The 25,612-nt window shown below is 71.8% G+C and carries 21 protein-coding genes; 8 read left to right on the forward strand and 13 right to left on the reverse strand.

The annotated features are described in order from the left end of the window. Positions 1–102 precede the first annotated feature (102 nt). Positions 103–1,821, forward strand: a complete 1,719-nt coding sequence (locus tag FOF48_RS37580; protein ID WP_304503234.1) for a serine/threonine protein kinase — start codon at positions 103–105, stop codon at positions 1,819–1,821. Between the two features lie 234 nt (positions 1,822–2,055). On the opposite strand, the gene FOF48_RS24135 is transcribed toward FOF48_RS37580, so the two are convergent. Genes FOF48_RS24135 through ttcA form a run of 3 tightly spaced genes read right to left on the reverse strand, consistent with a single transcriptional unit; the run spans position 2,056 to position 4,557 of the window. Continuing rightward, complete coding sequence (locus FOF48_RS24135; protein WP_143905142.1) at positions 2,056–2,880, reverse strand: phosphate/phosphite/phosphonate ABC transporter substrate-binding protein; 825 nt, start codon at positions 2,878–2,880, stop codon at positions 2,056–2,058. Positions 2,881–2,893: 13 nt separating this feature from the next. Continuing rightward, a complete protein-coding gene (locus tag FOF48_RS24140) occupies positions 2,894–3,718 on the reverse strand; it encodes a tellurite resistance TerB family protein (protein ID WP_143905143.1) in 825 nt (274 codons plus the stop codon). After that, positions 3,697–4,557, reverse strand: coding sequence for a tRNA 2-thiocytidine(32) synthetase TtcA (gene ttcA, locus FOF48_RS24145; RefSeq protein ID WP_143905144.1), 861 nt, complete (start codon positions 4,555–4,557; stop codon positions 3,697–3,699). Before ttcA ends, FOF48_RS24140 begins: the two co-directional genes overlap by 22 nt. A 65-nt stretch (positions 4,558–4,622) precedes the next feature. Here ttcA and FOF48_RS24150 point away from each other — a divergent pair, with 65 nt between their 5' ends. Further along, positions 4,623–5,792 (forward strand): ribonuclease D, encoded by a 1,170-nt coding sequence (locus FOF48_RS24150; protein ID WP_143905145.1) that lies wholly within the window; start codon positions 4,623–4,625, stop codon positions 5,790–5,792. 193 nt (positions 5,793–5,985) lie between these two features. Beyond that, complete coding sequence (locus tag FOF48_RS24155; RefSeq protein WP_143905146.1) at positions 5,986–6,342, forward strand: hypothetical protein; 357 nt, start codon at positions 5,986–5,988, stop codon at positions 6,340–6,342. Position 6,343: 1 nt separating this feature from the next. Here the strand turns inward: FOF48_RS24155 and FOF48_RS24160 are convergent, their stop codons facing one another. Beyond that, positions 6,344–7,849, reverse strand: coding sequence for a carboxypeptidase M32 (locus FOF48_RS24160; protein ID WP_143905147.1), 1,506 nt, complete (start codon positions 7,847–7,849; stop codon positions 6,344–6,346). 43 nt (positions 7,850–7,892) lie between these two features. Here FOF48_RS24160 and FOF48_RS24165 point away from each other — a divergent pair, with 43 nt between their 5' ends. Beyond that, positions 7,893–8,435, forward strand: a complete 543-nt coding sequence (locus FOF48_RS24165; RefSeq protein WP_143905148.1) for a hypothetical protein — start codon at positions 7,893–7,895, stop codon at positions 8,433–8,435. Between the two features lie 3 nt (positions 8,436–8,438). Here the strand turns inward: FOF48_RS24165 and FOF48_RS24170 are convergent, their stop codons facing one another. The 3 genes from FOF48_RS24170 to FOF48_RS24180 all read right to left on the reverse strand — a co-directional run bounded on the left by FOF48_RS24170 (position 8,439) and on the right by FOF48_RS24180 (position 14,134). Continuing rightward, a complete protein-coding gene (locus FOF48_RS24170) occupies positions 8,439–10,400 on the reverse strand; it encodes a hypothetical protein (protein ID WP_143905149.1) in 1,962 nt (653 codons plus the stop codon). 18 nt (positions 10,401–10,418) lie between these two features. Then, positions 10,419–12,437, reverse strand: a complete 2,019-nt coding sequence (locus FOF48_RS24175; protein ID WP_143905150.1) for a hypothetical protein — start codon at positions 12,435–12,437, stop codon at positions 10,419–10,421. Positions 12,438–12,505: 68 nt separating this feature from the next. Beyond that, positions 12,506–14,134: a peptide chain release factor 3 gene (locus FOF48_RS24180; protein WP_143905151.1), complete on the reverse strand. Its 1,629-nt coding sequence runs from the start codon at positions 14,132–14,134 to the stop codon at positions 12,506–12,508. A 118-nt stretch (positions 14,135–14,252) separates the two neighbouring features. Here FOF48_RS24180 and FOF48_RS24185 point away from each other — a divergent pair, with 118 nt between their 5' ends. Next, positions 14,253–14,651 carry a RidA family protein gene (locus tag FOF48_RS24185; RefSeq protein ID WP_143905152.1) on the forward strand — a complete coding sequence of 133 codons (399 nt, stop codon included), beginning with the start codon at positions 14,253–14,255 and terminating at the stop codon, positions 14,649–14,651. 4 nt (positions 14,652–14,655) lie between these two features. Here FOF48_RS24185 and FOF48_RS24190 read toward each other — a convergent pair whose 3' ends face one another. Continuing rightward, on the reverse strand, positions 14,656–15,771 hold the full coding sequence (locus FOF48_RS24190) for a hypothetical protein (RefSeq protein ID WP_143905153.1): 1,116 nt from the start codon (positions 15,769–15,771) through the stop codon (positions 14,656–14,658). 169 nt (positions 15,772–15,940) lie between these two features. Between FOF48_RS24190 and FOF48_RS24195 the strand changes: the two genes are divergently transcribed. Then, positions 15,941–16,846, forward strand: coding sequence for a helix-hairpin-helix domain-containing protein (locus FOF48_RS24195; RefSeq protein ID WP_143905154.1), 906 nt, complete (start codon positions 15,941–15,943; stop codon positions 16,844–16,846). Between the two features lie 49 nt (positions 16,847–16,895). Here FOF48_RS24195 and FOF48_RS24200 read toward each other — a convergent pair whose 3' ends face one another. The 4 genes from FOF48_RS24200 to FOF48_RS24215 form a co-directional block, all read right to left on the reverse strand. Continuing rightward, a complete protein-coding gene (locus FOF48_RS24200; protein ID WP_235686133.1) occupies positions 16,896–19,064 on the reverse strand; it encodes a kelch repeat-containing protein in 2,169 nt (722 codons plus the stop codon). Between the two features lie 129 nt (positions 19,065–19,193). Continuing rightward, on the reverse strand, positions 19,194–19,991 hold the full coding sequence (locus FOF48_RS24205) for an ABC transporter permease (RefSeq protein WP_143905155.1): 798 nt from the start codon (positions 19,989–19,991) through the stop codon (positions 19,194–19,196). Position 19,992: 1 nt separating this feature from the next. Beyond that, positions 19,993–20,796, reverse strand: a complete 804-nt coding sequence (locus FOF48_RS24210; RefSeq protein ID WP_143905156.1) for an ABC-2 family transporter protein — start codon at positions 20,794–20,796, stop codon at positions 19,993–19,995. Further along, entirely contained in the window at positions 20,793–21,803 is a 1,011-nt protein-coding gene (locus FOF48_RS24215) for an ATP-binding cassette domain-containing protein (protein ID WP_143905157.1), read from the reverse strand. Before FOF48_RS24215 ends, FOF48_RS24210 begins: the two co-directional genes overlap by 4 nt. A 58-nt stretch (positions 21,804–21,861) precedes the next feature. Here FOF48_RS24215 and FOF48_RS24220 point away from each other — a divergent pair, with 58 nt between their 5' ends. After that, a complete protein-coding gene (locus tag FOF48_RS24220) occupies positions 21,862–23,073 on the forward strand; it encodes a small ribosomal subunit Rsm22 family protein (protein WP_143905158.1) in 1,212 nt (403 codons plus the stop codon). Positions 23,074–23,187: 114 nt separating this feature from the next. After that, a complete protein-coding gene (gene pip / locus FOF48_RS24225; protein WP_143905159.1) occupies positions 23,188–24,153 on the forward strand; it encodes a prolyl aminopeptidase in 966 nt (321 codons plus the stop codon). Between the two features lie 27 nt (positions 24,154–24,180). Here pip and FOF48_RS24230 read toward each other — a convergent pair whose 3' ends face one another. Further along, positions 24,181–25,578 (reverse strand): M20/M25/M40 family metallo-hydrolase, encoded by a 1,398-nt coding sequence (locus tag FOF48_RS24230; protein WP_186002053.1) that lies wholly within the window; start codon positions 25,576–25,578, stop codon positions 24,181–24,183. Positions 25,579–25,612 lie beyond the last annotated feature (34 nt).

Raw genomic sequence — 25,612 nt, forward strand, 5'->3', positions numbered from 1 at the left:
ACCGCGCCCGGGCCGCGCCCAGAGGGGGCCGGCCCGGTTCGTGTTTTCACGACAGCCCGGACTTTTGAGATCCGAGCGGTCGCGGCTATCGTCACGGCCGGAGTGGAAACGTTCGGCCGCTATGAATTGCTGCGCAAGCTGGCCACCGGCGGCATGGGGGCCGTCTATCTGGCCCGGCAGAAGGGGCCGGTGGGGTTCCAGAAGCTGCTGGTGGTGAAGCGGCTGCTCCCGCATCTGTCGGAGGACGACGAGTTCCTCCAGATGTTCCTGGACGAGGCGCGCATCGCGGCGCTGCTCAACCACCCGAACATCGCGCAAATCTACGAGATGGGGGACGTGGACGGGCAGTACTACATCGCGATGGAGTACGTGCACGGCGAGCCGCTGGGGTCGCTGGTGCCGCGCGCGTCGGCGCACCCGGGCGGTTTTCCGCTGGGGTTGCGGTGCCGCATCATCGCGGAGGCGGCGGCGGGGCTGGACGCGGCGCACAACGCGCGCAGTCCGTCCGGCCGCAAGCTGTCGCTCATCCACCGGGACGTGTCGCCGCAGAACGTGCTGGTGGGCTTCAACGGCGGCGTGAAGCTCATCGACTTCGGCGTGGCGAAGGCGCAGGGGAAGCTGTCCCAGACGGTGGTGGGCACCATCAAGGGCAAGCACGCGTACATGTCCCCGGAGCAGGCGCGGGGCGAGCCGCTGGATGCGCGCTCGGACGTGTTCGGGCTGGGGACGGTGTTCTACGAGCTGTTGACGGGCGGGCGCCTGTTCAAGCGTGAGACGGAGATGGCCACGCTCAAGGCGGTGGTGGGCTTCAAGATCGTCCCGCCGTCGGAGGCGGTGCCAAGCATCCCCAAGTCGTTGGATCCCATCGTCTTCAAGGCGCTGGCGCGCAAGCGCGATGACCGCTTCTCCACGGCGGGCGAGCTGCAGCTGGCGCTGGAGGAGTTCCTTCAGCAGGAGAAGCTGCACGGCACCAGCGCGCACCTGGCGGCGTTCATGCGGGACGTGTACGCGGACGAGCTGGAAGAGGAGCGCTTCGCGGCCGAGCCGACGATGATCTACTTCGACCCGCGCCTGATGGCCCGGCCAGGAGGCAGCGCCCCCGCGAAGGCCCCGGCCTCCGGGACGACGCCCCCCCAGGGCAAGGCGGCGGCGCAGGTGAAGGCGCCCCGCGCGCCGGAGCCGTCCGGCGTGAGCCACTCGTCGACGAAGGCCGCCGCGTCGCCGGAGGATTCAGGCGAGGGAGCACCGCCGGAGCGGACGGCGCGCACGAAGGAGAACTCCGGACTGAGCCGCCCCGAGGCCCGGCCCGTGAGGACCCGTGAGAACACCGGCCTGAGCCACGCGGACACGCGGCCCGTGCTCGGAGACGCGGACGCCAGCCACTCCTCCACCGCGAAGCACGAAGCCGTGCGCGGCGACGCAAGAGAGGGTCATGCGTCCACCGCGAGGCACGAGGCCGTGCGCGGCGACGCGGATGAGGGCCGTGCTTCCACCGCGAAGCACGAGGCCGCTCGGCGTGACTCGAACACGGGCCGCTCCTCCACCGCGCAGTTCGGAGCCGTGCGCGCGGAGGACTCCAGCGGAGCCCGGCCTGTCGCCAAGCCCGGCCGTGCACCAGAAGGTTCCACCGGGGGCCGCTCCCCGGGGAAGACCGCGCGGGCCTCCTCCGAGGCCGACAGCCGGGCTTCGGCGAAGTCCGCGCGCGCCGCGGACGACTCCGCCGGCGGCAAGGCCTCCGCGAAGGCGGGCCGCGCCTCCGAGGGCTCCGTCTCCTCCGCCCGGCGCCCCTCGCGCGGGAATGATCCCGACTCCGGCAAGTAGCGGTTCCCGGACTCGATGGAGCAGCGCGCCGGGGGTCGGGGGCCCATGACGGCCGCGAGGACACCCGGTTCACGCGAGGCCATGACTCGCGTCGCAACGCGCGGACAGGATTCACGTCACACCGCGAGGTCGCCGCCCGCGCGGCACCGCGCAGCCATGACTCGCGTCACACCGCGCAGTCGCTACCCGCAGCCGTGATTCGCCTCACACCGCGCGGCGGAGAAGGCGCGGCGTCTAGAGGCTGGCCAGGGCGACCCGGTACAGCGCGCGGTAGCCCATGCGCGGCGCGACCTCGAAACGGTCCGCGTTGAAGATGTCGCGCAGCAGCGCCTGCCCGTCCGGCGTGGACTGGAGCCCCAGGAGCGCTGACTCCAGCGAGGCCACCAGCGGCGCGGGCAGCCCCATCGCCACCGGCACGCCGTCGTTGGGGGCCTCGTCCGTGTACGCCAGCAGTTCGAACTTCGCCCCCATCCCGGGGCCCAGCACGTCATCCACGCCCGTGGCGAAGCTCAGCCCGGTGGAGGCAGGCGGACAGAACACGCTCGTCACCTGCGCCCGCCCGTCCAGCACCGCCTCCAGCGCGCCGTGGTAGGAGCCGGTGAACTGCTGCGACACGAACGCCCGCGACGGCTCCAGCCCCTGCGTCTTGAGGAACGCGCTGGGCAGCAGGTAGCCCGCCACCGAATCGCGGTCCACCCACGCCGCCGTGGCGCCCTTGAGCTTCTCCAGCGTCAGCCCGGAGCCCGCCCGGCCCACCAGCGCGGAGCGGTAGCTGGACATGCCCCGGCGCACCCCGCGCGTCAGCACCCGCACGCCCATGGCCTCCATGCGCGCGCACACGAAGGGCGGCGCCCAGGCCGCGTCCGCGCGCCCGGACAACAGGTCCTTGGCCAGGGTCTCGTAGCTGGTGGCGACATTCACCTCCACCAGCTTGCCCAGCGCGCGCTGCAGGAACGACGCGAGCCGTTCCGCACGCTCGCGCGCCGTCTCACTGCCCAGCGATGGCGGCAGGCCGAAACGGAAGGAGTGCCGCGGACCGGAGGGGACGTGCGGGGTCATGCCACCTCCCTGCTTACCCCTGCTGGTCCAGCCGCGCCACTTCATCGTCAGCCAGACCGAACGTCGCCTGGAGCAAATCCAGGATCCGCTGCTCCGCGACGCTCGTCCGGCCGGACGCGTGGGCGATCTTCGTGGCCAGCTGGTACGCCTTCACCCGCTGGGAGTGCGTCGCCAGGCCGTGCGCCAGCACCTGCAGTCGCTGCGGCAGCCCGTCCGACGCCAGCGCCGCCACCGACTCGCTGACGAAGCCCTGCGCCCGCTCCGGGCTCACGTTCTGGAAGAGCGGATCCGCCGCGAAGCTCTCCACCATCGCCCGGGCCTCCGCCTCCTTGAGCTGCCCGTCCGCCGCCAGCACCAGCACCATCACCTCCGCGAACAGCCGCTCCAGGGGCTCGCCCAGCGCCTCCGACAGGCTGCCCCCCTGCTCGATGACGTCGATGATCTGCGCCACCTCGTCCTCGGAGATGCCCAGCGCCGCCTGGAACGTCTTCAGCAACCCCAGCTCCGAGCGCGTGGCCCGCTGGTCCGCCAGCGCCACCGCCGCCGCCAGCCCGAAGGCCAGCATCCGGTTCTTGTGGTCCGGCAGCCGCCGCCGCAGGGACGACAGCACGTCCTCCAGGTTGCGCGCCTCCGACAGCCGCGCCGCGCTGGACTCCACCAGCTGGTTCAGCTCTCCGGACTGCGTGCCTTCGAACTCCGGGCGCTCCAGCACGCGCGCCAGCAGCGTCTGCATCTCGCGCTGGGACACGCTGCCATCCGCCATGGCGGCCAGCAGCATGGCCTCCACCAGCGCCGCGTTGCGCTCCTTGCGCGCCTTTACTGCCTGCTCTCGAGCCATGGACTGGCGCTCCCTTGCGTCTCGGTGGTGGGGGGGGTGGCCCGGGGCCCTTCTTCTTCCGTCGCGTTCAGCGGGTCCGGGTTCAGCGTCTTGTCCAAAAGGTGCGTCGGCCGCACGTTCGACATCGCGTTCAGCAGGCTCTGGCGGACGTTGGGGATCTCCCGGCCCAGGTCCTCCACCAGCTTCTGCATCCGCTTTCGCTGCAGGTTCTCCTGCGAACCGCACAGGTCGCAGGGGATGATGGGGAACTGCTTCGCCTCCGCGAACTGGATGATCTCCTTCTCCGGCGCGTAGCACAGCGGCCGGATGACCACGTTGCGCCCGTCGTCGCTCTTCAGGAGCGGCGGCATCGCCTTGAGGCTCCCGGCGAAGAACATGTTCAGGAGCATCGTGTGGATGAGGTCGTCGCGGTGGTGGCCCAGGGCGATCTTGTTGCACCCCAGGTGCACGGCGGCGTTGTAGAGGATGCCCCGGCGCAGGCGGGAGCACACCGAGCACTGCGTCTTGCCCGGGGGGGTCTTCTCCAGGACGATGCTGTAGGTGTCCTCCTTCAGCATCTTGTAGGCGTAGCCCTCGCGCTGGAAGTACCCCTCCAGCACGTGGCCCGGGAAGCCGGGGTGGCCCTGGTCCAGGTTCACCGCCAGCAGGTCGAACTTCACGGGAGCCCGCCGCTGCAGCTCGCGCAGCAGGTGGAGCATCGTGTAGGAGTCCTTGCCTCCCGACACGCCCACCATGATGCGGTCCCCGGCCTCGATGAGGCGGAAGTCCGCGATGGCCCGGCCCATGTGGCCAAGCAGGCTCTTTTCCAGACGTTGGGCGTCGTTCATCGGCGGGGCCATCCTAGCGGCGGTTCGGGAAAAAACACGTCAAACGGGCGTGCCGGTCCGCTAGCCTGCTCCCCGCGATGCCGACCTTCCCTCAGGGTGCCGTGGATGTGGTGGACAGCGCGAGCGCGGAGGCCGCCACGCGCGGGCTGGAAGCCGCGCCGGAGTGGGCGGTGGACCTGGAGGCGGACGCCATGCACGCCTTCCGGGCCCGCCTGTGCTTCCTCCAGCTGGGCACCGACACGGACATCTTTCTCTTCGACACGCTCCAGCCGGGCGTGGATCCCCGCCTGCTCTCCCCCGGCATGGAGGATCCGGCGCGCACCAAGTACTTCCACGCCGCCCAGGGCGACCTCCAGTTCCTCGCGGAGGCAGGCGTGCGCGTGCGCGGCCTCTTCGACACGCACCGCGCGGTGACGCTCCTGGGCTGGCCCAAGGTGGGCCTGGCGGACCTGGCCCGTGAACGGCTGGGCGTGGAGCTGCCAAAGGAGCACCAGCAGTCCGACTTCGCCCTGCGCCCCCTGCCCCCGGGCATGCGCGACTACATCGCCAACGACGTGCGCTACCTGTGCGAGCTGGGCCGCCAGGTGCGCGACGCGTGCCGCGAGGCGGACATCCTGGAAGAGGTGCTCCTGGACTGCGACCGCATGTGCGCCGAAGCCGAGGCCCGTCCGGAGGTCGGCGCCGAGTACAAGCCCAAGCTGTCCCGCAGCGGCCTGTCCCAGACCCAGTACGCGCTGGCGCACGCCATCGCCCAGGGGCTGCACAAGCTGCGGCTGGAGTGGGCGGAGAAGGACAACGTGCCCATGGGCCGCATGCTGTCCAACATGGCCATCACCGACCTGGCGATGAAGCAGCCGGACACGCACAAGGACCTGGCCCGCGCGGCCGGCGTGCGCGGCGCCGTGGTGCGCGCGCACGGCGACGCCCTGCTCGCCCTCATCCGCGAACAACAGCAGAAGGCCGCCCGGGGCGAGCTGGACCTGGACCGTGAGCCCAAGGGTCCGCGCGACCCCCACCGGCGCAAGCGCGAGGACGCGCTCAAGGCCTTCCGCGTGGAGCAGGCCACGGCGCGCAAGGTGACGCCCAGCGTGGTGCTCACCAACCCGCTGATGGACGCGCTGGCGTCGAAGCCGCCCGCGAGCGTGGAGGAGCTGGCCCAGCTGCCCTACCTGGGCGCGAAGCGGGTCCAACTCTACGGCGAGAAGCTGGTCGAGCTGCTCAAGGCCTTCCCGGTGCTGGGCAGCTGACGTTTCCCCGGCCCCCCAAGGCAGGACAGGCGCGATTCACGTGAATCGTCCGTGAGTCGTGCGCATCCCTGACGCCGCGCGTGTCCATGGCCCCGGGACGCAGGTGTTCACGCCCCATCTGGGCCTTCAGTGCTGGTTGCGCGGACGGCGGGCGTGCGTACCTTTGACGCCGCACTTCAGGGAGGGCGTGGCCATGTTGGGAGCAAGGACAGGCGCGGCGCGAACGGAGGTCTCCCGATGCATCGCCGCGAGCCTGCGGTGTCAGAGCGCCTGCGAGGAAGGCATGGCGCGGCTGGCGGCCCAGGGCATCCCGGCGGACGACGACGCGGTCCGCCTGCTGCGCCAGTGCGCGGAGCTGTGCGAGCTCAACGTGCGCGCCCTCCAGAAGGAGAGCCGGCTGTCGCGCCGCACCGCCAGCCTGTGCTTCGAGCTGGGCAGTCAGGTGGCGCGCGCCGCGTGGCTGGAGGCGTTGGACCCGGCCTCGGACGCGCTCGCGCGGGACGCGCTGCACCTGGCGCGCGCGTGCCGCCCGCTGGTGTTCGCCGCCTGAGCTAGAGCGCGACGCCGTACAGCGCGCCGTACTTCGCGCGCAGGTACGCGAGGAAGTCCCGGTCCGTGAGCCCCTCGCCGGTGATGGCGCGCACGCGCTCCTCCGCCGGCAGCCGGAAGCCCTGCGAGTGCAGCTGGGCGCGCAGCCACCCGAGCAGGGACGCCGTGTCCCCCCGCGCCAGGTCCGCGTCCAGCGCCGGCAGCGCGCGGTTCGCGGCGGCGTACAGCGACGCGGCGTAGAGGTTGCCCAGCGCGTACGTGGGGAAGTAGCCCAGCTCTCCCCAGGCCCAGTGGATGTCCTGCAGCACGCCCTGGGTGTCGTCCGGCGGCGTGAGGCCCAGGTAGCGCCGCATGCGCTCGTTCCACGCGGCCGGCAGCTCCGACACGGGCAGCTCGTCGCGCAGCATCGCCAGCTCCAGCTCGTAGCGCAGGACGATGTGCAGGTTGTACGTCACCTCGTCCGCCTCCACGCGGATGAGCGACGGCACCACGTGGTTGATGCCCGCGTGGAAGCCGTCCAGGTCCACGTCCGCGAGCGGCTGCGCGAAGGCCTCCTTCAGCGCGGGGAAGTGGTGCGCCCAGAAGGGCCGGCCGCGGCCCACCAGGTTCTCCCACAGGCGGGACTGGGATTCGTGCAGGCCCATGGAGGGCACCGACGCCAGCGGCGTGCGCTGGTGCTCCAGGGAGAAGCCCTGCTCGTACAGGCCGTGGCCCGCCTCGTGGAGCGTGCCGAAGAGCGCCGCCTGCGGCCACGCCGCGTCCAGGCGCGTGGTGAGGCGCACGTCCTGCGCGTGCAGGCTGTTGGTGAACGGGTGGATGCTGACGTCCTGGCGGCCCGCCTCCAGGTCGAAGCCCACCGCCCCCAACAGCCGCATCGTGAAGCGCCACTGCTGGGCGGTGTCGTAGGCGCGGCCGTCCAGGAACGCCGGGAAGGGCCGCTTCAGCGCCCCCAGCGCGGCCACCATCGGGATGAGCGCGTCGCGCAGCGCGGTGAGCACCGGGGTGAGGCGCTTCACGCGCATGCCGGGCTCGAACCCTTCGAGGAGCGCGTCGTAGCGCTCGCCGTCGTGGCCCTGCGCGTCCGCCTGCTCACGCCGCAGGGCGAGCAGCGCCTCCAGCGCGGGCTGGAACCGGGCGAAGCGCTTCGTGTCGCGCGCCTCGCGCCACGCCTGGATGCCCTCGCCCTGGGCCTCCGCCAGCGCCGTCACCAGCCGGGCGGGCAGCCGCACGGCGCGGTCGCGCTCGCGGGTGAGCAGGCGCACCATGGCGCGCTCGTCGGGCGTCAGGGCCGCGGAATCCGGTCCTCCCTCCCCGGCGCGGGCCAGGGCCTCGCCCAGGCGCGGGTCCACCAGCCGCTCGTGGTGGAGGGCCTGGAGGGTGGCGAGCTGCTGGGCGCGGGCGGGGGCCGCCCTGGCGGGCAGGTACACCTCCCGGTCCCAGGAGGCCAGGTTGATGACGCCGTTCAGGTCGTTCAGCTCATGCATCCGGGAGCGCAGCCAGGAGTCCATGACTGTGTTTCTAGCGCGCTTCCAGGGTATGAGGACCGCCGCGATGGCCAACATCCTCCAATTCTTCATGGCACCCGACGACGAGGTCGCCTTCTTCCGTTTCCTGGAGCGCCACGTGCTGGAGGTCTACCCCCGGCGCGTGCCCACGGACTGGGCGCCCTTCCGGGCCACCCCGGACAACATCCCGCGCCTGCCGGAGGAGGACCTGTACCTGGTGGCCAGCGAGATTGGCCCCGCGCTGGTGGACAAGGTGAAGCGCGGCCCGGACAAGGGCTCCTGGCGCATCGACGAGGTGCGCTCGCCCGTCATCTTCGTGGAGCGCTCGCGCCGCAACGAGGAGGGCGAGCTGCTCAGCGGGAAGATGTGGGTCGAGCTGGAGGTGACGTCCCAGACGGGCCGCCGCGACGCGGCCCCGGACAAGTTCCGCCGCCTCTATCTGGAGGTGGAGGAGTTCGTGAAGAAGACCTTCCGCCGGGGCGACCCCAAGGACTTCTTCGTCGGGCCCAAGGCCGCGCGCCTCTCCAAGGAGGGCCTGGTGCTGCGCGACTCCGCCTTCCGCGGCGGCACCGTGGTGCCGCACAAGTAGCGCTCAGGCGGCGGTGTCCCGGTCCCGCGCCGGAACCACGTCCGCCGTCACCCGCGGCCCGGGCGCCTCCCGGGCCGCCGTCCGCGCGAGCCGCGGCGCCAGCAGCAGGGCCAGCGCGAGCGGCGCGGACAGCATCGCCGCGAACTGGAAGCGCAGGTCCGGGTTCGGCGACAGCACCAGCCACGCGGCGGTGTTGGTGAGCGCGCACTGCAACGCCAGCAGCGCGCCCGGGCTTCGCTGCCGCCACAGCACCCCGCACAGCGCGGCGAGCAGCAGGTACAACGACGGCGCGGGCTGCCACATCAGGATGCGCTGCCAGGGCTCGCCGATGGACGCCTTGAGCAGCACCTGCGTGTAGGGCCGCGCCAGCGCCGGGAACCAGGAGCGCGTCCTCCAGCCGAAGACGTTCTTGTCCACCGCGCCGCCGTCCGGCTGGAACGGACCGATGTAGAGCATCGAGTCCAGCGCCCACAGGTAGCGGGTGACGCACACCCACTGGTCGAAGAAGGCGTCCGGGTGGCTGCGCGCGAAGCGCCCCACCACGCCCGCCATCTCCAGGGCCCGGCCCTCCAGCAGCTCCGGGTGCTCGTACAGCGGCGAGCCGGGCCAGATGAGGAAGCCCACGGACTCGCAGCGGTAGCGGCGCTTCCAATCCTCCAGCGGCATCAGGGAGGTGAGCGTCTTCACGTCGTCGGGGGGCAGCGTGTCCGCGTGGAAGGCGGCGGTGCCCAACCGGTGGAGGCTCAACACCTGCGTGAGCAGCGGCGGCGAGGGCTTCACGTTGGCCGCCACGTACACCGGCCCGCGAACCAGCAGCGTCAGGCCCACGCCCAGGATGGCCAGGGTGCCCCGCTGCCTCGAACCTGGATAGCGCCACAGCGCGCTCACCATCAGCGGCAACGCCACCAGCGGACCGTTGTGCCGCAGCAGGCTGATGCACGCCACGCACAGCCCCAGCCGCGCCGCGGCCTTCACCGTGAGGCCGCCGGTGCGCTCCGCGCGGAGGATGACGAGGCCCGCCCAGAGGCACATCCAGGTGAAGGGCGCGTCCTTCCACACCGCGATGACGTTGGTGCCCAGCGCCGGGGACAGCGCGGCCCACGCCACCACGGCCCAGCGGGCCCAGCCCGGCACCTTCCAGTGCCCCAGCTCCTCCAGCAGCTTGCCCAGGAGCCCCGCGAACATCAGCACCTGGAGGGCGCTCACGGAGGCCATGGAGTCGAACGGCCCGGCGATGAGCCACAGCCACCACGTATGGAACGGCGGGTGCCAGTTGACGAACTGGCGCGCCACCACCTGCTCCCACTGCAACAACGGATCAAACCCGATGAGCCCCGGGAAGTAGAGCAGCCACAGGCCGCCCCACGCCAGCGCGAGCGGCAGCGCGCACTTCGCCCAGCCCGCGCGGCGCCGGGCGAAGGCGGCCGCGCGCCCCGTCCCCCAGCGCGCCTCCAGCGCGAGCCAGAGCACCCACCACGTCCCCAGCACCATGACGACGTCCGCCACGTCCGGCGTCCAGAAGCCCGGCCGCGTTTCGGGGATGCGCACGTGGACGGTTCCGTCCTCGTCGGTGTGTTGCTCGAACGCGAGCGCGCCGCCCGGGTCGCCCCAGAGGACCGGCGCCCGCGCCACCCACCTCGCCTGGGACACGGTGCGGCCGGACAGCTTCTCCAGCGCGACCTCCACCGCCACCGTCCGCCGCGGCAGCGGGATGCGCAGCTCCTGCACCCCTTCCGGCAGCCCGTGGCCGTCGTACAGGGTCAGGTCGTCCTTGGAGAGACGCGACGCCTGGGGCCCATGCCCCTGGCGCTGGTAGGTCACGCTGCCCTCCAGCGGCCACCCCACCGACTCGATGCGCAGCCGCAGCTCGCTGAGCGGCCCCACCTGGTACTTGAACAGCGGCCAGAGCGCGAGCGCCACGAGCAGCGCCAACCCCAGCCAGACTCCCTGACGCGTGCGTCCCATGCCTTCCACTTCCATCGCTCAGGCGACTCCCGAGGACGCGGCTGAACCAGCGTCCACCCAATGCGTCCTCTCGGGCAGGCCCCCGTCCCCTTCCGCGCCCGCGTCCCCTCCCCTGGCCGCCCGCAGGCGGGGCGCGCAGGCCCAGGCCCAGGCGAGCGGTGCCGCCACCAGCGTGGGGAACAGGAAGCGCAGGTCCGGGTTCGGCGACAGCACGAGCCAGCCCACGGTGTTGAGGAGCGCGGCCTGGAACACGAGCAGCGGCGCCACACGCCGCTGCCGGGTCCACGTGGCCAGCAGTCCCGCGAGCAGGAGGTACAAGGACAGGGAGGGCTGCCAGAACAGCATCCGCGTCCAGGTAGCACCACCGACCGTCGTCGCGAAGAAGAACTCCTCGCGGGCCCGCTGGGCGCGGGGCAGCCACGAGCGGGTCCTGAAACCGAAGGCGTTGGGGTCCACGGTGTTTCCCTGGCCGTTGAAGGGCCCCACGTAGAGCTTCGGCTCGTAGGCCCACACATAGCGGGTGACGCACAGCGCCTGGTCCAGGAACACCCCCGGATGCCGGAGCGCGAAGCGCGCCACCACCCCGGCGAGCTCCAGCCCCCGGCCTTCCAGCCGCTCCGGCGCGGCGCCCAGCGGCGAATGGTCGAAGAGGAGCGGTCCCACCGCATGGCATACGTAGCGGGCGCGCCACGCTGGCAAGGGCATGAGGCTTTCGAGCACCCGCGCGTCCTCTTCCGAAAGGTCCGGCGACGCCGCCATCGCGCCCAGCCGGTGCAGGGTCAACACCTGCGTGAGCGTGGGCGGCGCGGGCGCCACCTTCGCCAGCGCATGGACGGGCCCGCGCACGAACAGGATGCCCCCCAGCCCCGCTGCCAGCAGCAGCCCCCGGGCCCGGCGGTCCCGCATCCGCCACAGGCCGGTGACGAGCACGGGCACCGCCAGCAGGATGCCGTTGTGGCGCAGCAGCCCCAGGCACGCCACGCACAGGCCCAGCCGCAGCGCGCTGCCCGCCCCCGCGTCCCGCGTGCGCTCCATGCGCAGCAGCAGCGACACGGACACCAGGCACATCAGCGTGAAGGGCGTGTCCTTCCACACCGCGATGATGTTGACGCCCACCGCCGGGGACAGGCCCGCCCAGAGCACCACGCCCCAGCGCGCCCAGGCGGGGACCTTCCAGTGCCCCAGCTCCTCCAGCACCTTGCCCATCGCCGTGGCGAACAGCAGCACCTGGAAGCCGCTCGCCGCGCCCAGCGACTGGAAGGGCCAGGCGAAGGCGCCCAGCCACCACGTGTGGAACGCCGGGTGCCAGTTGGAGAACCGCCCCTGCACCAGCTGCTGCCACTGCGACAGCGGATCGAACGACACGAGGCCGGGGAAGAACGCCGCCCACCACGAGCCCCACGCCAGCGCGAGCGGCAGCGCGTACTTCGCCCAGCCCGCGCGGCGCCGGCCGAACGCGGCCACGCGCCCCCTGCCCCACCCCGCCTCCAGGACGAGCCAGAGCAGCAGCCACGCGGACACGCCGTACACCGCGTCCGCGGCGTCCAGCGCCCAGAAGCCCGGCCACAGCGCGGGCACGTGGAGCCGGACGGTGCCGTCCCCCTCGGCCTGCTGGTCGAAGGCCAGGGCCGGGGCCTCACGCAGCCCGACGGGCTCGCGCCTGGACACCCAGGAGACCTGGGTGATCCGCACCGGCACGTTCCGGAGCGTGACGTCCGCCTGCACCGCCCGGCGAGGCAGGGCGATGTGGAGCTCCTGCATGCCCGGCGGCAGGCCGTCGCCGACGTGCTGCCACAGGCTGGCCTCCTCGAGCGTCCATTGCTGGGGCGCGTGGCCTTCGCGCTGGAAGGACACGCTCCCCGTCGGCGCCCCGGGGGTCACGGGGAAGCGCACCCGCAGCTCGTTGTCGGGACCGACGTGGTACTTGAACAACGGCCACAGCCCGACCACCGCGACGAGCGCGATGGCCGCGAGCCGCCACGGATGCCGCGCTCCTCCCGACACGGGAGGGGCCGCGACGCGTGCCTCCACGCTCATGTTGCACCGCGATCCTGAAGGACGTCACCGGCCCCCCGCCGGCCAGGATGGGAACGGTCCTCCCTCGACTAGCTACCCGTGGCGATGGATGACGCCTGACGCAGCATCGGGGCTTCCGAGACAAACTTCAATTCCGGGTGCTTCTCCTCCGCGTGCTGGAGCGCCCAGTCGTCGCGGAAGAGCACCAGGGGCAACCCGTCGCGGTCCTGCACCGTCTGGCGGTTGCCCTCCCAGTCGAACGAGCGCGGGTCGAAGTTCTGCCCCACCACCCACCGGGCGTGGCTGAAGGGCAGCCGGTCCAGGGCGATGCGCGCGCCGTACTCGTGCTCCAGGCGGTACTGCAGCACTTCGAACTGGAGCGCGCCCACCACGCCGACGATGGGGTCCTTCATGCCCATGCTCAGCTGCTGGAAGATCTGCACCGTGCCCTCTTCGGAGAGCTGCTCCAGGCCCTTCTCCATCTGCTTGCGGCGCAGCGGGTCGCGCGAGCGCACCACCGCGAAGAACTCCGGGCTGAAGCGCGGGACGCCCTCGAAGTTGACCTCCGTGGAGCCCTCCGCCAGCGAGTCGCCGATGCGGTACTGCCCCGGGTCGAACAGACCGATGACGTCCCCCGGCCACGCGTCCTCGATGGACGTGCGCTCCGCGGCCAGGAACTGGCTGGGCTTCGCGAGCCGCACCTCCTTGCCCAGCCGGGAGTGGAACGCGTTCATGCCCTTGACGTAGCGGCCGCTCACCACGCGCATGAAGGCGATGCGGTCGCGGTGCGCGGGGTCCATGTTCGCCTGGATCTTGAAGACGAAGCCCGCGAACTTGGGGTTCGTCGGCTCGCGCGGGCCCTGGGTGGTGGGGCGCGGCGTGGGCGCGGGCGCCAGGTCCAGGAACGCGTCCAGGAAGGGCCGCACGCCGAAGTTCGTCATCGCGCTGCCGAAGAACATGGGCGTCAGCTGCCCCGTGTCCGACTTCTCGCGGGTGAAGGCATCCCCGCCGATGTCCAGCAGCTCGATGTCCTCGTGCAGCTTCTCCAGCTCCGCGTCGGTGAGCACCGCCTTGATCTCCGGCGCGTCGATGGACACCGAACGCTCCGCCACTTCCGACTCGCCGTGCGAGCCCTCGGCGGAGAACAGGTGCACCACGCGCGCCTGCCGGTCGTAGACGCCCCGGAACTCCGGCCCCATGCCAATGGGCCAGTTCATCGGGTACGAGCGGATGCCCAGCACCTGCTCCAGCTCGTTCATCAGCTCCAGCGGTTCGCGGCCGTAGCGGTCCAGCTTGTTGACGAACGTGAAGATGGGGATGTTGCGCATGCGGCAGACCTTGAAGAGCTTCTTCGTCTGCGGCTCGACGCCCTTCGCCGCGTCGATGAGCATCACCGCCGCGTCCGCCGCGGAGAGCGTGCGGTAGGTGTCCTCGGAGAAGTCCTGGTGGCCCGGGGTGTCCAGCAGGTTGACCGCGTGGTCGCGGTAGCTGAACTGGAGCACCGACGACGTGACGGAGATGCCGCGCTCCTTCTCCAGCTCCATCCAGTCGCTGGTCGCGTGCCGCCGGGCCCGCTTGGCCTTGACGCTGCCTGCCAGGTGGATGGCGCCGCCGTAGAGCAGCAGCTTCTCCGTGAGGGTTGTCTTTCCCGCGTCGGGGTGGGAGATGATGGCGAAGGTCCGTCGCCGGGCGACCTCCCTCTCGAGCTCGTTGGCCATGATCCGAGGCCAACTATCACGGGCGGTCGTTCCTTGCAGCTTGCAAGCAGCGCCTGGGGGCCCGGCAGGGCACCGGCCCTCCAGGAAACCCCTCAGCGCCCACCCCGGGAGCCCCGCCATGCAACGCACCCTTCACGCCACCGGCACGCCCTGGGAGCCCCGGGTCGGCTATTCGCGGGCGGTCCGCGTGGGCCCCTTCGTCTCCGTCTCCGGCACCACCGCCACCGGCGAGGACGGCCAGCTGGTGGGTGAAGCAGACGCCTACCGGCAGGCCGCCCAGGCGCTCGCCAACATCCGCGCCGCGCTGGAGGCCGTGGGGGCCCGGCTGGAGGACGTGGTGCGTACGCGCATGTACGTCACCGACATCTCCCGCTGGGAGGAGGTGGGCCGCGCCCACGGCGAGGTGTTCGCGGCCATCCGCCCCGCCACGTCGATGGTGGAGGTGAAGGCCCTCATCGACCCGCGGATGCTGGTGGAGATCGAAGCGGACGCGGTGGTGGCGTCCGCTCCGGCCTGACGGCTCAGAACTCCGCGGTGACGTCCGTGGGCGCGTCGTCCGGCGCGCCGGGGTTGCCGGGCTCGGGCGACAGGTCATCGCCAGCGCCCGTGGGGGGCGCCACGTCGCCGCGCAGCTCCACCGCGGGGCAGTCCTGGGCGGTGCCCACGCGGCTGCCCTCCACCTCCGTGCAGGACGCCGGGCGGCTCGAGTCCGAGCACCGGAAGAGGACGCGGAAGAGCTCCTTCTCCTGGGCGTTCCAGCAGGCGGTGCCGACGTAGGCGGTGTTCGCCGCGATGTCGCCACCCCAGGCGAGGATGTCCACGCGGCCGCCGGTGCCGGGGATGTGGCGCACGGAGGAGAGCACCGTCTCCTTCGCGCTGGTGGCGGTGCCGGGCAGGTTGTACGGGCCCAGCACGCGCACGCGGGTGACGCCGGTGGCCTGGAGCTTGTGGCCCACGAAGGCGCCGGTGACGGCCGGATGCGCGGACGTGTCCGGGGTGAAGTTGGACAGGCGGTACGCCAGCGACTTGCTGCCCTGCCCGAAGTGCGCGAACGACATCATCATCTTGCCCTGGCCCGCGAAGGACGGGGCCACCGCCTTGAGGTTGTCCAGGGAGATGGCCAGCGTGCCCCGGCCGCGGTGCGCGTCGCCGTTGCGCTTGAGCGCGCCCGCGGCGACCAGCTTGTAGGCGGTGTCGTCGGTGCTGCCCAGCGGACGGGCCTCCAGCTTCCACTGGTAGCGCTGGCCCACGCCCTTGCGCACGGAGAGCTTGAACGTCGCGTTGGCGCGGTCGGCGGGGCCGTACACCAGCACGTCGCCGGGCTGCGCGTTGGCGGACCGCTTCACCAGCTCCGCGATGGGCACCAGCGCCTGCCGGAGCGCGTCGTTGAGCGCCTTCACCTGCATGCGCGCGCCCTCCAGCATCACGGCGCCCTGACCGTCGAGCGAGGCCTCCACCTGCATCAGGTCCTGCGCCACGAGCGCGGCGCCATCCTGCGCGGGCGCGTCCGCGTTGATCTCCAGCGACGTGCCCGCGAAGTCCGGCAGCGACTCCGCCGCCTCCTGATCATCCACCCCGCCGCACGCCGTCGAGAGCACCAGGGCCGCACCCACCGCCAACGTCTTGTTCCAGCGCATCGTCATTCTCCAGTTCGAAGGGTTCGCGTGACTGCCTGCTGTCCCTCCAAACCCCAGGGGTCCGAGGTGGTTGCGGGCGGGGAATTATTTCTCGCGCGGGGGCCCATGTGCGCCCGTGTCGGCCGGTGGGGTGGCCGCCCCCTCGGGGGAGGCCTACCTTCCAAGGACCATGGGCGTCGAATGGAAGAGCAACATCGACATCGCGGACGCGCTGGAGCGGGTGGCGGACCTGCTGGACACGCAGGACGCGATGCCCTTCCGGGTGGGGGCGTACCGGAAGGCCGCGGCCACGCTCGCGAGCTGGCCGGACTCCGTGGCGCGGGTGCTGGCGGAGCATGGGGAAGCGGGCTTGAGGGAGCTGCCCGGCGTGGGCAAGAGCATCGCGGCGGCGGTCGCGCAGCTGGTGCGCACGGGGCGGATGGAGCTGCTCCAGCGGCTGGAGGAGGAGGCCTCCCCCGAAGGCCTGCTCGCCAGCGTGCCCGGCATCGGACCGGAGCTGGCGAAGCGGATCCACGAGGCGCTCCACATCACCACGCTGGAGGCGCTGGAGCTGGCCGCGCACGACGGACGGCTGGAGCGGGTGGAGGGGTTCGGCCCCCGGCGCGCGGAGCAGGTGCGGGAGGTGCTGGCCGCGCGGCTGGGACGCAACCGGAGGGAGCGCGAGCGGGGGCGCCCCCACGGGCCCGAGGACGGGCCGCGTCCCTCCGTGGCGCTGCTCTTGAAGGTGGACGCGGACTACCGCCGGAGGGCGGCGGCCGGAGAGCTGCGCCGCATCGCGCCCAAGCGCTTCAACCCGTCAGGCGAGGCGTGGCTGCCGGTGATGCGCGAGCACGTGGAGGGCTGGACCCTGCGGGCCCTGTTCTCCAACACCGCGCTGGCGCACCAGCAGGAGGCCACGCATGACTGGGTGGTCATCTACTTCGACCAGGATGACGTCGAAGGCCAGCACACGGTGGTGACCTCCCACGTCGGGCCCCTGAACGGCAGGCGCGTGGTGCGCGGGCGCGAGGAGGAGTGCCTCGCCTACTACGCCCGCGAGGACGCCGCGCATGAAGCGCCGCACGCGGGTGCCTGATCCGCGCGACAGGGCGGGTGAGCGTCACCCGCCCTCGCGGGAGCGTGGCTCAAGGCGCCGGTGAGTACACGTCGACGCCCACGCGCGCGCCGCCATTTCCGCTTCCGCCCGCGACCAGCACCCGGCCGGAGGGCAGCACCGACAGGGCGTGGTGTGTGTTGCGCATGGACAGGATGCCCGCCGGGGTCCACGCATTCGTCGCGGCGTCGTACACCTCCGCCGAATCCAGCACGCCCAGCCCCGAGCCCCCCTCCCCCGTCACCAACAGCACGCGGCCGGTGGGCAGCACCGTGGCATGCGGCAGGTAGCGCGGCGTGTTCAGCGAGGCCACCGTCCTCCAGGTGCCGCGAGCCACGTCGTAGAGCTCCACGGAGCGCAGCGGTCCATCCGCGCCCCAGCCCCCCGCCACCAACACCTGACTCCCATCCCCCAGCGGCATCGCGACATGGCCATAGCGCGCCACCGCCATCGGCGCCGTGGCCGTCCAGGTGCCCGTGGCCGGGTCATACACCTCCGCGCTCGCGGTGAGCGCGTCGGCCCCGGTGGAGCTCCCGCCCATCACCAGCACCCGGCCCGAAGGCAGCGGCACCGCCGCGTGATACGCGCGCGCATGCGCCATCACGCTCGTGGCGCTCCACGTGCCCGTGGACGGGTCATACACCTCCGCGCTCGCGAGCGTGGACGCGGAGCTGGAACCCGACACCCCGCCTGTCACCAGCACCTTGCCGGAGCCCGGCAACAGCGTCGCGGTGTGACGCGCCCGCGCCGCGCCCATGCTCCCCACCGGAGTCCAGGTCCCCGTGGCGGGCGCGTACACCTCCGTGGCGGACAACCAGGTGGCGGCATCCCGCTGGCCGCCGCTCACCAGCACCCGGCCGTCCCCCAGCGGCGTGGCGGAGTGCAGGAACCGCGCGGTGCTCAGGTCGGCGGCGTCCTTCCAGCTGTCCGTCGCCTCGTCGTACAGCGCGGCGCCCGCGAGCGCCGCACCCGCCGACGAGGCCCCGCCCACCACCAGCACCTCACCGGAGCCCAACCGGGTGGCGGTGAGCTGCGAGCGCGCGGTGACGAGGTTCGCGGCCGCGCGCCACGGCAGGACGGAGGGCCGGTAGCGCTCCGCGGACGCATTGCGCGCACCCGCCTGGGGCACCCCGCCCAGGACCAGCACCTCTCCGGAAGGCAGCAGCGCGGCGGCGTGGCTGATGCGGCGCGTGGCCATCTGCGCCGTCTGCGTCCATGTGCCCGAGGCCGGGTCATAGAGCGCGGCGCGGTCCAGGTACGGCTGTCCGCCGGTGGAGCCCCCGGTGAGCAACACCTGCCCGGAGGTGAGCAGCGTCGCGGTGTGGAAGACACAGAGGGTCGGCAGCGCGCCCTGGGCGGTCCAGGTGCCGGTGCCCGGGTCGTACAGCTCGGACAGGTCCGTGGCGAGGCTGCCCGCGAAGCCGCCCGACACCAGCACCTGCCCGGACAGCAGCAGCGTCGCGGTGTGCCCCGTGCGTTGGGTGAGCATGGGATTCACCGGCAGCCAGGCACCCGACGCCGGGTCGAACAGCTCCGACGACGCGAGCACGTTCCCGTTCGCGCTGTCCCGGCCGCCCGTGACGAGCACCCGGCCATCCGGCAGCAGCGTCGCGGTGTGACCCAGGCGGGCCGCGCCCATGCGGCCCGTGGCCACCCAGGCATTGCTCGCGGGCACGTAGAGGAGCGAGGTGGCCAGCGCGTTGCCAGCGCCACTGTCGCCGCCCGCCACCAGCACCCGGCCATCCGGCAGCAGCGTCGCGGTGTGCTGGGAGCGGGGCACGTCCAACCCGCTCGCGGCGGACCAGCCGTTGGTGTCCGGGTCGAACACCTCCGCCCCCGCCGAGGCGAGCACGGACGTGCCGCCGCCCACCAGCAACACCTTGCCGGAGGCCAGCAGCGTCGCGGTGTGGCGCTGGCGGCTCGTCGCCATGGCGCCCAGGCTGAACCAGCGGCTGGTGCGGGGGTCATACAGCTCCGCCGCGGACGTGCCGCCACCCGTGACGAGCACATAGCCATTGCGCAGCAACGTGGCGGTGGCGTCCACGCGCGCCGAGGCCATCGTGCCGGCGCTGCTCCACGTCGACACGTCGACGCGCGCGGTGGAGGTGGAGGGAACGAAGGGCCGCGCATCGGGCGCGCAGGCCACCGCGCACGCGAGCGCGAGCACGGCCAGCAGGCCGTGAAGACGTATCCGGTTCATCGGGGGGTAATCCTTTACTTCCTGGGGGGCGGCTTTCGCCGCGGGGGGGCGGCCCCTTAACCCAGACGGAGGAAAGACACCACCGGTGAATTCCTCTCACTCACGCGCGGTCGTCGCCCAGGCGGGGCGCTAGCTGCTCGCGGACGTGTAGTGGCGGATGGACAGCAGCCACACCCGCCGCGCGATGGACGCGAACGCCACCGCGCCCACCACCGCGCCCACCAGCCAGGTCCACGGCAGGCGGCCCAGCAGCGCCAGGGCGGGGAACGTGGTCATCAACGCCAGCGGGATGATGAAGGTGAACACCCACGACAGCGTCCCCCGGAACACGGAGGACGGCCACCGCGCCGCGTCGAAGATGGACGTGAACAGGTAGGTGAGGTTGTCCACCTTCACCACGAAGAACGCCGCGCTCACCACGAGGATCCACAGCGAGTAGAGGATCAACATGCTCGTCCCCAGCAGCACGAGCGACGCGAGGATGCCCGGCACCGACGGCCAGCGCCCCAGCGACATGAACGCGTAGACGAACAGCGCCACCCCGGACAGCACGTTCACCGCGCGCCACGGGAGGAAGCGCTGCGTCGACACCAGGAACTGCGCGTCCGCGGGCTTGAGCAGCACGAAGTCCAGCGTGCCCTTGCGGATGTGCTCCACCATGCCCGTGAGGCTGGGGCTGATGGCACCCTCCAGCACCCCCTGCAAGAGCGTGAACCAGCCCACCACCAGCAGCGACTCCTGGAACGTCCACCCCTCGATGGTGGGCCGCGCGCCGAAGACGACGAACAGCGGCGCCAGCGCCGTGAACGTCCACGCCAGCGACGTCAGCCCCTCCGCCAGGAAGTCCGCGCGGTACTGCAGCGCCAGCAGCCCGGAGGCCTTCAGCTGCACGCCCAGGAGGCGCAGGTATCGCTTCGCGTTGACCACCCTAGCCTCCGAACGCCGCGAAGCGCGCCAGGCCCCGCCGCCACAGGAGCGTCGCCCCCACGCCCAGCCCCGCCACCCAGGCCCACTGCTTCGCCAGCAGCCCCCACGCCTCCGCCGGCGCGTGCGCCCCCGTCATCAGCTCCACCGGCAGCCCCATCTGGTAGCGGAAGGGCAGCGCGTCCATCACCGCGCGCAGCCCCGGCGGGAAGAACTCCACCGGGAACATGTACCCGGAGCAGACGAAGAACAGCACCATGTAGATCTCCATCAGCTTCTGGCTGCTCTCCAGGTACAGGCTCAGCGCGCCCAGCATCACGTTCAGGTAGAACGTGATGAGCCACCCGCCCGTGATGCCCAGCGCGAACAGCCCCCACCCTCCGAGCGACGCGGGCACGGCCCGGCCCCCCACCGCCCACACGCTGATGCCCAGGACGGGCAGCACCACCGCGACGCGCAGCGGGATGCCCGCCAGCACCTCCGTCGCGTAGGACAGCAGCGGAGAGATGGGCCGCAAGAGGCGCATCGCCAGCGTGCCCTGCTTCACCTCGTAGCTGAGCATCCACGCGACCCAGGACGAGGTGAGCTGCCGCACGCAGAAGGCCGCGAGGAAGTAGCCCGTGAACTCCGCCTGCCCGAAGCGGCCCACGTCCCCTCCGCGCGCCACCGCCGACCACAGGGCCAGCATGATGAGCGGCATCGTGGTGGCCAGCACCCAGACGACCATCTCCGCGCGGTAGGCCACCGCCTCCGAGAAGCCGATGCGCAGCAGGGTGGGCAGCGCCCGCAGGGACGTGCGCAGGCTCACGCGGGCACCGCCTCCCGGGCGGCCTCCGCCCGGCGCGCCTTGCCCTCCTGGAACAGCTCGCTCATCACCTCTTCCAGCGGCGCGTTCTCCACCGTCAGGTCCGTCACCGGCAGCGTGGACAGCGCCCGGCCCACGGTGGCGCTCACCGCGTCCTGCTGCACCTGGAGCACCGCCGTGCTCGCGTCGTGCGACACCACCCGGCCCAGCGGCGCCAGCACCGCGGCGTCCACCGGCTGGCCCAGCCGCAGCACCACGCGCTTCTCCGGACGCACGCGCTGCACCAGCGCCTCCAGGCTGCCGTCGTAGGACAGCTGCCCCTTGTCGATGACGATGACGCGCGGGCACAGCGCCGCCACGTCGTCCATGTAGTGGCTGGTCAGGATGAGCGTGGCCCCCGTCTTCTCGTTGTACGCCTTGATGAACTCACGCATCGTCACCTGCATGGACACGTCCAGGCCGATGGTGGGCTCGTCCAGGAACAGCACCCGGGGGCGGTGGATGAGGGCCGCCGCCAGCTCGCACTTCATCCGCTCGCCCAGGCTCAGCTGGCGGGTGGGCTTGGTGATGAGGTCCTCCAGCTCCAGCAGCGACACCAGTTCGTCCAGCGTCTGCTTGTACTGGAGGCGGGGCACGTCGTAGATGGCGCGGTTGAGTTCGAACGTCTCCACGGGCGGCAGGTCCCAGAGGAGCTGCTGCTTCTGCCCCATCACGAGCATGATCTTCTTGAGGAACGCCTCCTCGCGCAGCCGGGGCACGTGGCCATCCACGGTGACTTCTCCCTCGGACGGGTGGAGCAGGCCGGAGAGCACCTTGAGCGTCGTGGTCTTGCCCGCGCCGTTCGGGCCCAGGAAGCCCACCCGCTCCCCGGGCCGGATGTCGAAGGAGATGCCGTCCACGGCCTTGACGGCCGTGTAGCTGCGGTGGACGAGCGAGCGCAGGGCCGCCTTCAGGCCAGGCGGGCGCTTGTGGACCTGATAGTGCTTGCGCAATCCGCGGACGGAAATCATGGCGGGACGGGTTTAACGCGGTCGCCCTCGGGTGGCGACCCCTGATGTGAAGGCACCGATGAGCAACGCATACAGCAAGGACCTGGAGCGGTGGCTGCCCCGGCTCATCGCCGTGTGGCGCGCGTCCCGGGGCAGGACCGACGGGCCGGAGGGGCGCCTCACGCCGCAGGAGGTCAAGGAGGTCGGCGCGGGCGTGAAGCAACTGTCGCTCGGGCTCACCCGGGAGCGGCAGCTCGCGGGCGCCCGATACATGGATGACCCGCGCCTCCTGGGCGCCTACCTGCTCTTCTACTGGCCGGTGTCCTATGCCCAGGCGCGTCAGGTGCTGGGGGAGCTGCCCAACCGCCCCCGCCACGTGCTGGACCTGGGCAGCGGTCCGGGCCCGGTGGCCTTCGCGGCGATGGACGCGGGCGCCAGCGAGGTGACGGCGGCGGACCGCAGCAAGCCCGCGCTGAACCTGGCGCGCGAGCTGGCGACGGAGGCCGGCGAGGCCCTGGCCACGCGCGAGTGGGATCCACTGAAGAAGAACGCCACGCTGCCGGAGGGCCAGTACGACCTCATCACGATGGGGCACGTCGTCAACGAGCTGTACGGCGCGACGGACGATGCGCTCAAGCCGCGCGCGGCGCTGCTGGAGGCGGTGCTCACGAAGGTGAAGAAGGGCGGCAGCCTGCTGGTGATGGAGCCCGCGCTGCGCGAGACGAGCCGCAACCTGCTCAAGGTGCGCGACCTGCTGGTGGAGCGCGGCTACGCCATCCGCGCGCCGTGCCTGTACCGGGGCGCCTGCCCCGCGCTGGTGAAGGAGACGGACTGGTGCCACGCCGAGCGCGCCTGGCCCATGCCCCGCGTGGTGGAGGAGCTGGCGCGCGTGGCCGGCTTCCACAAGGAGTCGCTGAAGATGAGCTACCTGATGGTGGCGCCCAAGGGCGAGGCGTGGCCGGAGCCTCCGCCGGGCCGGCTGTTCCGCATCGTCAGCGAGTCGCTGGAGGGCAAGGGCCGGCAGCGCTACATCGGCTGCGGTCCCGAGGGGCGCGTGGGGCTGGCGATGCAGGAGCGCCACCGCTCGGAGAAGAACGAGCGCTTCTTCCACCTCCAGCGCGGAGACGTCATCGAGGCGACGGACCTGGAGACGAAGGGCGACGGCTTCGCGCTCGGGGAGAACGCCGAGGTGCGCATGGTGGCCCAGGCCGGGCGCGGCGTGCCGCCTCCGCCCAAGGCGCCGGAAGCGCCGCGCGAGGCGCCCGCGCCCGCCCCTCCCGAGAAGGCCTGACACCCCGCCCCCCTCGCGCGTCGGCTTGCGAACGCACTCCCGACAGCCCCTGCGAGGGGGCGCGAACTGTTGCTAGGTTGTGGTGATCCAGCTCCTTCCCGCGAAAGGAACGCCGTGCCCGCTGCCACGCCGCTGCGAACGCTCTACCCCTCCATCGAGCCCTACCGCACCGGCCGGCTGAGCGTCACCGGCGGCCACTCGCTCTACTTCGAGGAGTCCGGCAACCCGAGCGGCAAGCCCGTGGTGTTCGTGCACGGCGGGCCCGGCGGCGGCACCGACCCCAAGCAGCGCCGCTTCTTCGACCCCGGCGCCTACCGCATCATCCTGTTCGATCAGCGCGGCTGCGGCCGCAGCACCCCGCACGCCAGCCTGGAGATGAACACCACCTGGGACCTGGTGGCGGACATGGAGCGGCTGCGCGAGCACCTGGGCCTGGAGCGCTGGATGCTCTTCGGCGGCTCCTGGGGCAGCTCCCTGTCGCTGGCGTACGCGGAGGCGCATCCGGAGCGCGTCACGGAGCTGGTGCTGCGCGGCATCTTCCTGCTGCGCAAGCAGGAGATCGACTGGTTCTACCAGCGCGGCACGGACGCGATGTTCCCGGACGCCTGGGAGCACTTCCTCGCCCCCATCCCGGAGGCGGAGCGCGGGGACCTGCTCCAGGCGTACGCGAAGCGCCTGATGGGAGACGACCCGCACACGCGGCAGGAGGCCGCCAGGGCGTGGAGCGTCTGGGAGGGCCGCACCAGCTGCCTGTACCCCAACGCGGAGCTCATCGCGCGCAACGCCGGGGACGACTTCGCCATCGCCTTCGCGCGCATCGAATGCCACTACTTCGTCAACAAGGGCTGGATGCGGAGCGACACCCAACTGCTGGACGACGTGGGGCGCATCCGCCACATCCCCGCCGTCATCGTGCAGGGCCGCTACGACGTCGTCTGCCCGCCGGAGAGCGCGTGGGCCCTGCACCGCGCGTGGCCGGAGGCCCAGTTCGTGCTGGTCCCGGACGCCGGCCACTCCGCCAACGAGCCCGGCAACACGTCCGCGCTCATCGAGGCCACGGACCGCTTCCGCGGCCTGTAGCCCCCACGCCGTGAGCGGACCGCGCGCTCAGCCGCGCGCGGTCAGCGACCTCGCCAGCTCCTCGTAGAGGTGGATGGCGGAGCGGATGGCCTTCTCCCAGTCCCCCAGGTGCAGGCTCTCGTTCTCGGAGTGGGCGTAGGTGTAGGGGTCCTCCACGCCGATGAGCAGCGCGGGCACGCCGCCCAGCTCCTTCGCGAACGGCTCCACGAAGGGGATGGACCCTCCACACCCGATGGTGACGGGCTTCTTCGCGTAGCCCTTCTCCAGCGCGCGGAAGGCGGCCTGGAAGGCCGGGTGTGACGAGTCCGTGTACCACCAGCCAGACGCCGGATCCTCGCGGATCTCCAGCTCCAGGCCCCACGGGCACACCTTCTTCAGGTGCGCCACCAGCCGGCGCTGCACGTCCTCCGGATCCATGTCCGGCACCACGCGGATGCCCACGCGCGCCCACGCCGACTCCACGATGATGTTGCGCGCGTCCTTGCGGCTGCTGGCCTGGATGGCGTTCACCGCCAGGCTCGGCTGGCGCCAGTTCGTCTCCCACGGGTGACGCCCCTGCCCCAGCAGCTCCACGCCCTCGCGCAGGCCAGCCTGCTCGCGGAAGGTGGCCTCGTCGCCCGGCAGCGACTGGATGCTCTCCCGCTCCGCGGCCGTCAGCGGCTTCACCTGCTCCATCACGCCCTCGATGGCGATGGAGCCATCCGCGTGCGTGAGCGACGCCAGCATCCGGCACAGCGCCATCGCCGGATCCGGAATGGGCCCGCCCCACATGCCTGAGTGCACCGCCTGCTGAAGCCCCCGCACCTCCACGTCCACCGTCACCAGCCCGCGCAGCGCCGTGGTGATGGACGGCAGGCCCGTGTCGAAGTTCGACGTGTCCGTCAACACGATGGCGTCCGCCGCCACCAACTTCGCGTGCTTCTGGAGAAATGCACCCAGGTGGTCACTGCCGGCTTCCTCCTCCCCCTCGATGATGACCTTCACGTTGAGTGGGAGTTGGCCGGTGCTCTTGAGCCACGCGTCCACCGCGGAGGTGTGCACGACGATGCCGGCCTTGTCGTCCGCCGCGCCGCGTCCATACAGGCGGCCGTCGCGCAGCTCCGGCTCGAACGGCGGGCTCTTCCACGCGCTCTCGTCTCCCGCGGGCTGCACGTCGTGGTGCGCGTAGAGGAGGAGCGTGGGGCGGCCCGGCGCCTTGAGCACCTCGCCATAGACATACGGATGCGCGCCCTCGATTTCGAGCAACTGGACGTTTTCAAAACCACGGTCCTTGAGCAGGGCGGCGGTGGCCTCCGCGCTCTGTCGCACGAGGGCTGGATCGAACCCGGGGAAGGACACACTGGGTATGCGTACGAGGGCCTTGAGGTCCTCCAGATACGCGGCTTTCTGGGACTCGAAATGGGACAGCGCCTGGTCGGTGGACATGCCCACCCCTTAACCCAAAAGGCGGGCAGGCGCC

Source organism: Corallococcus sp. Z5C101001 (genome assembly GCF_007352635.1).
GTDB lineage: Bacteria > Myxococcota > Myxococcia > Myxococcales > Myxococcaceae > Corallococcus > Corallococcus silvisoli.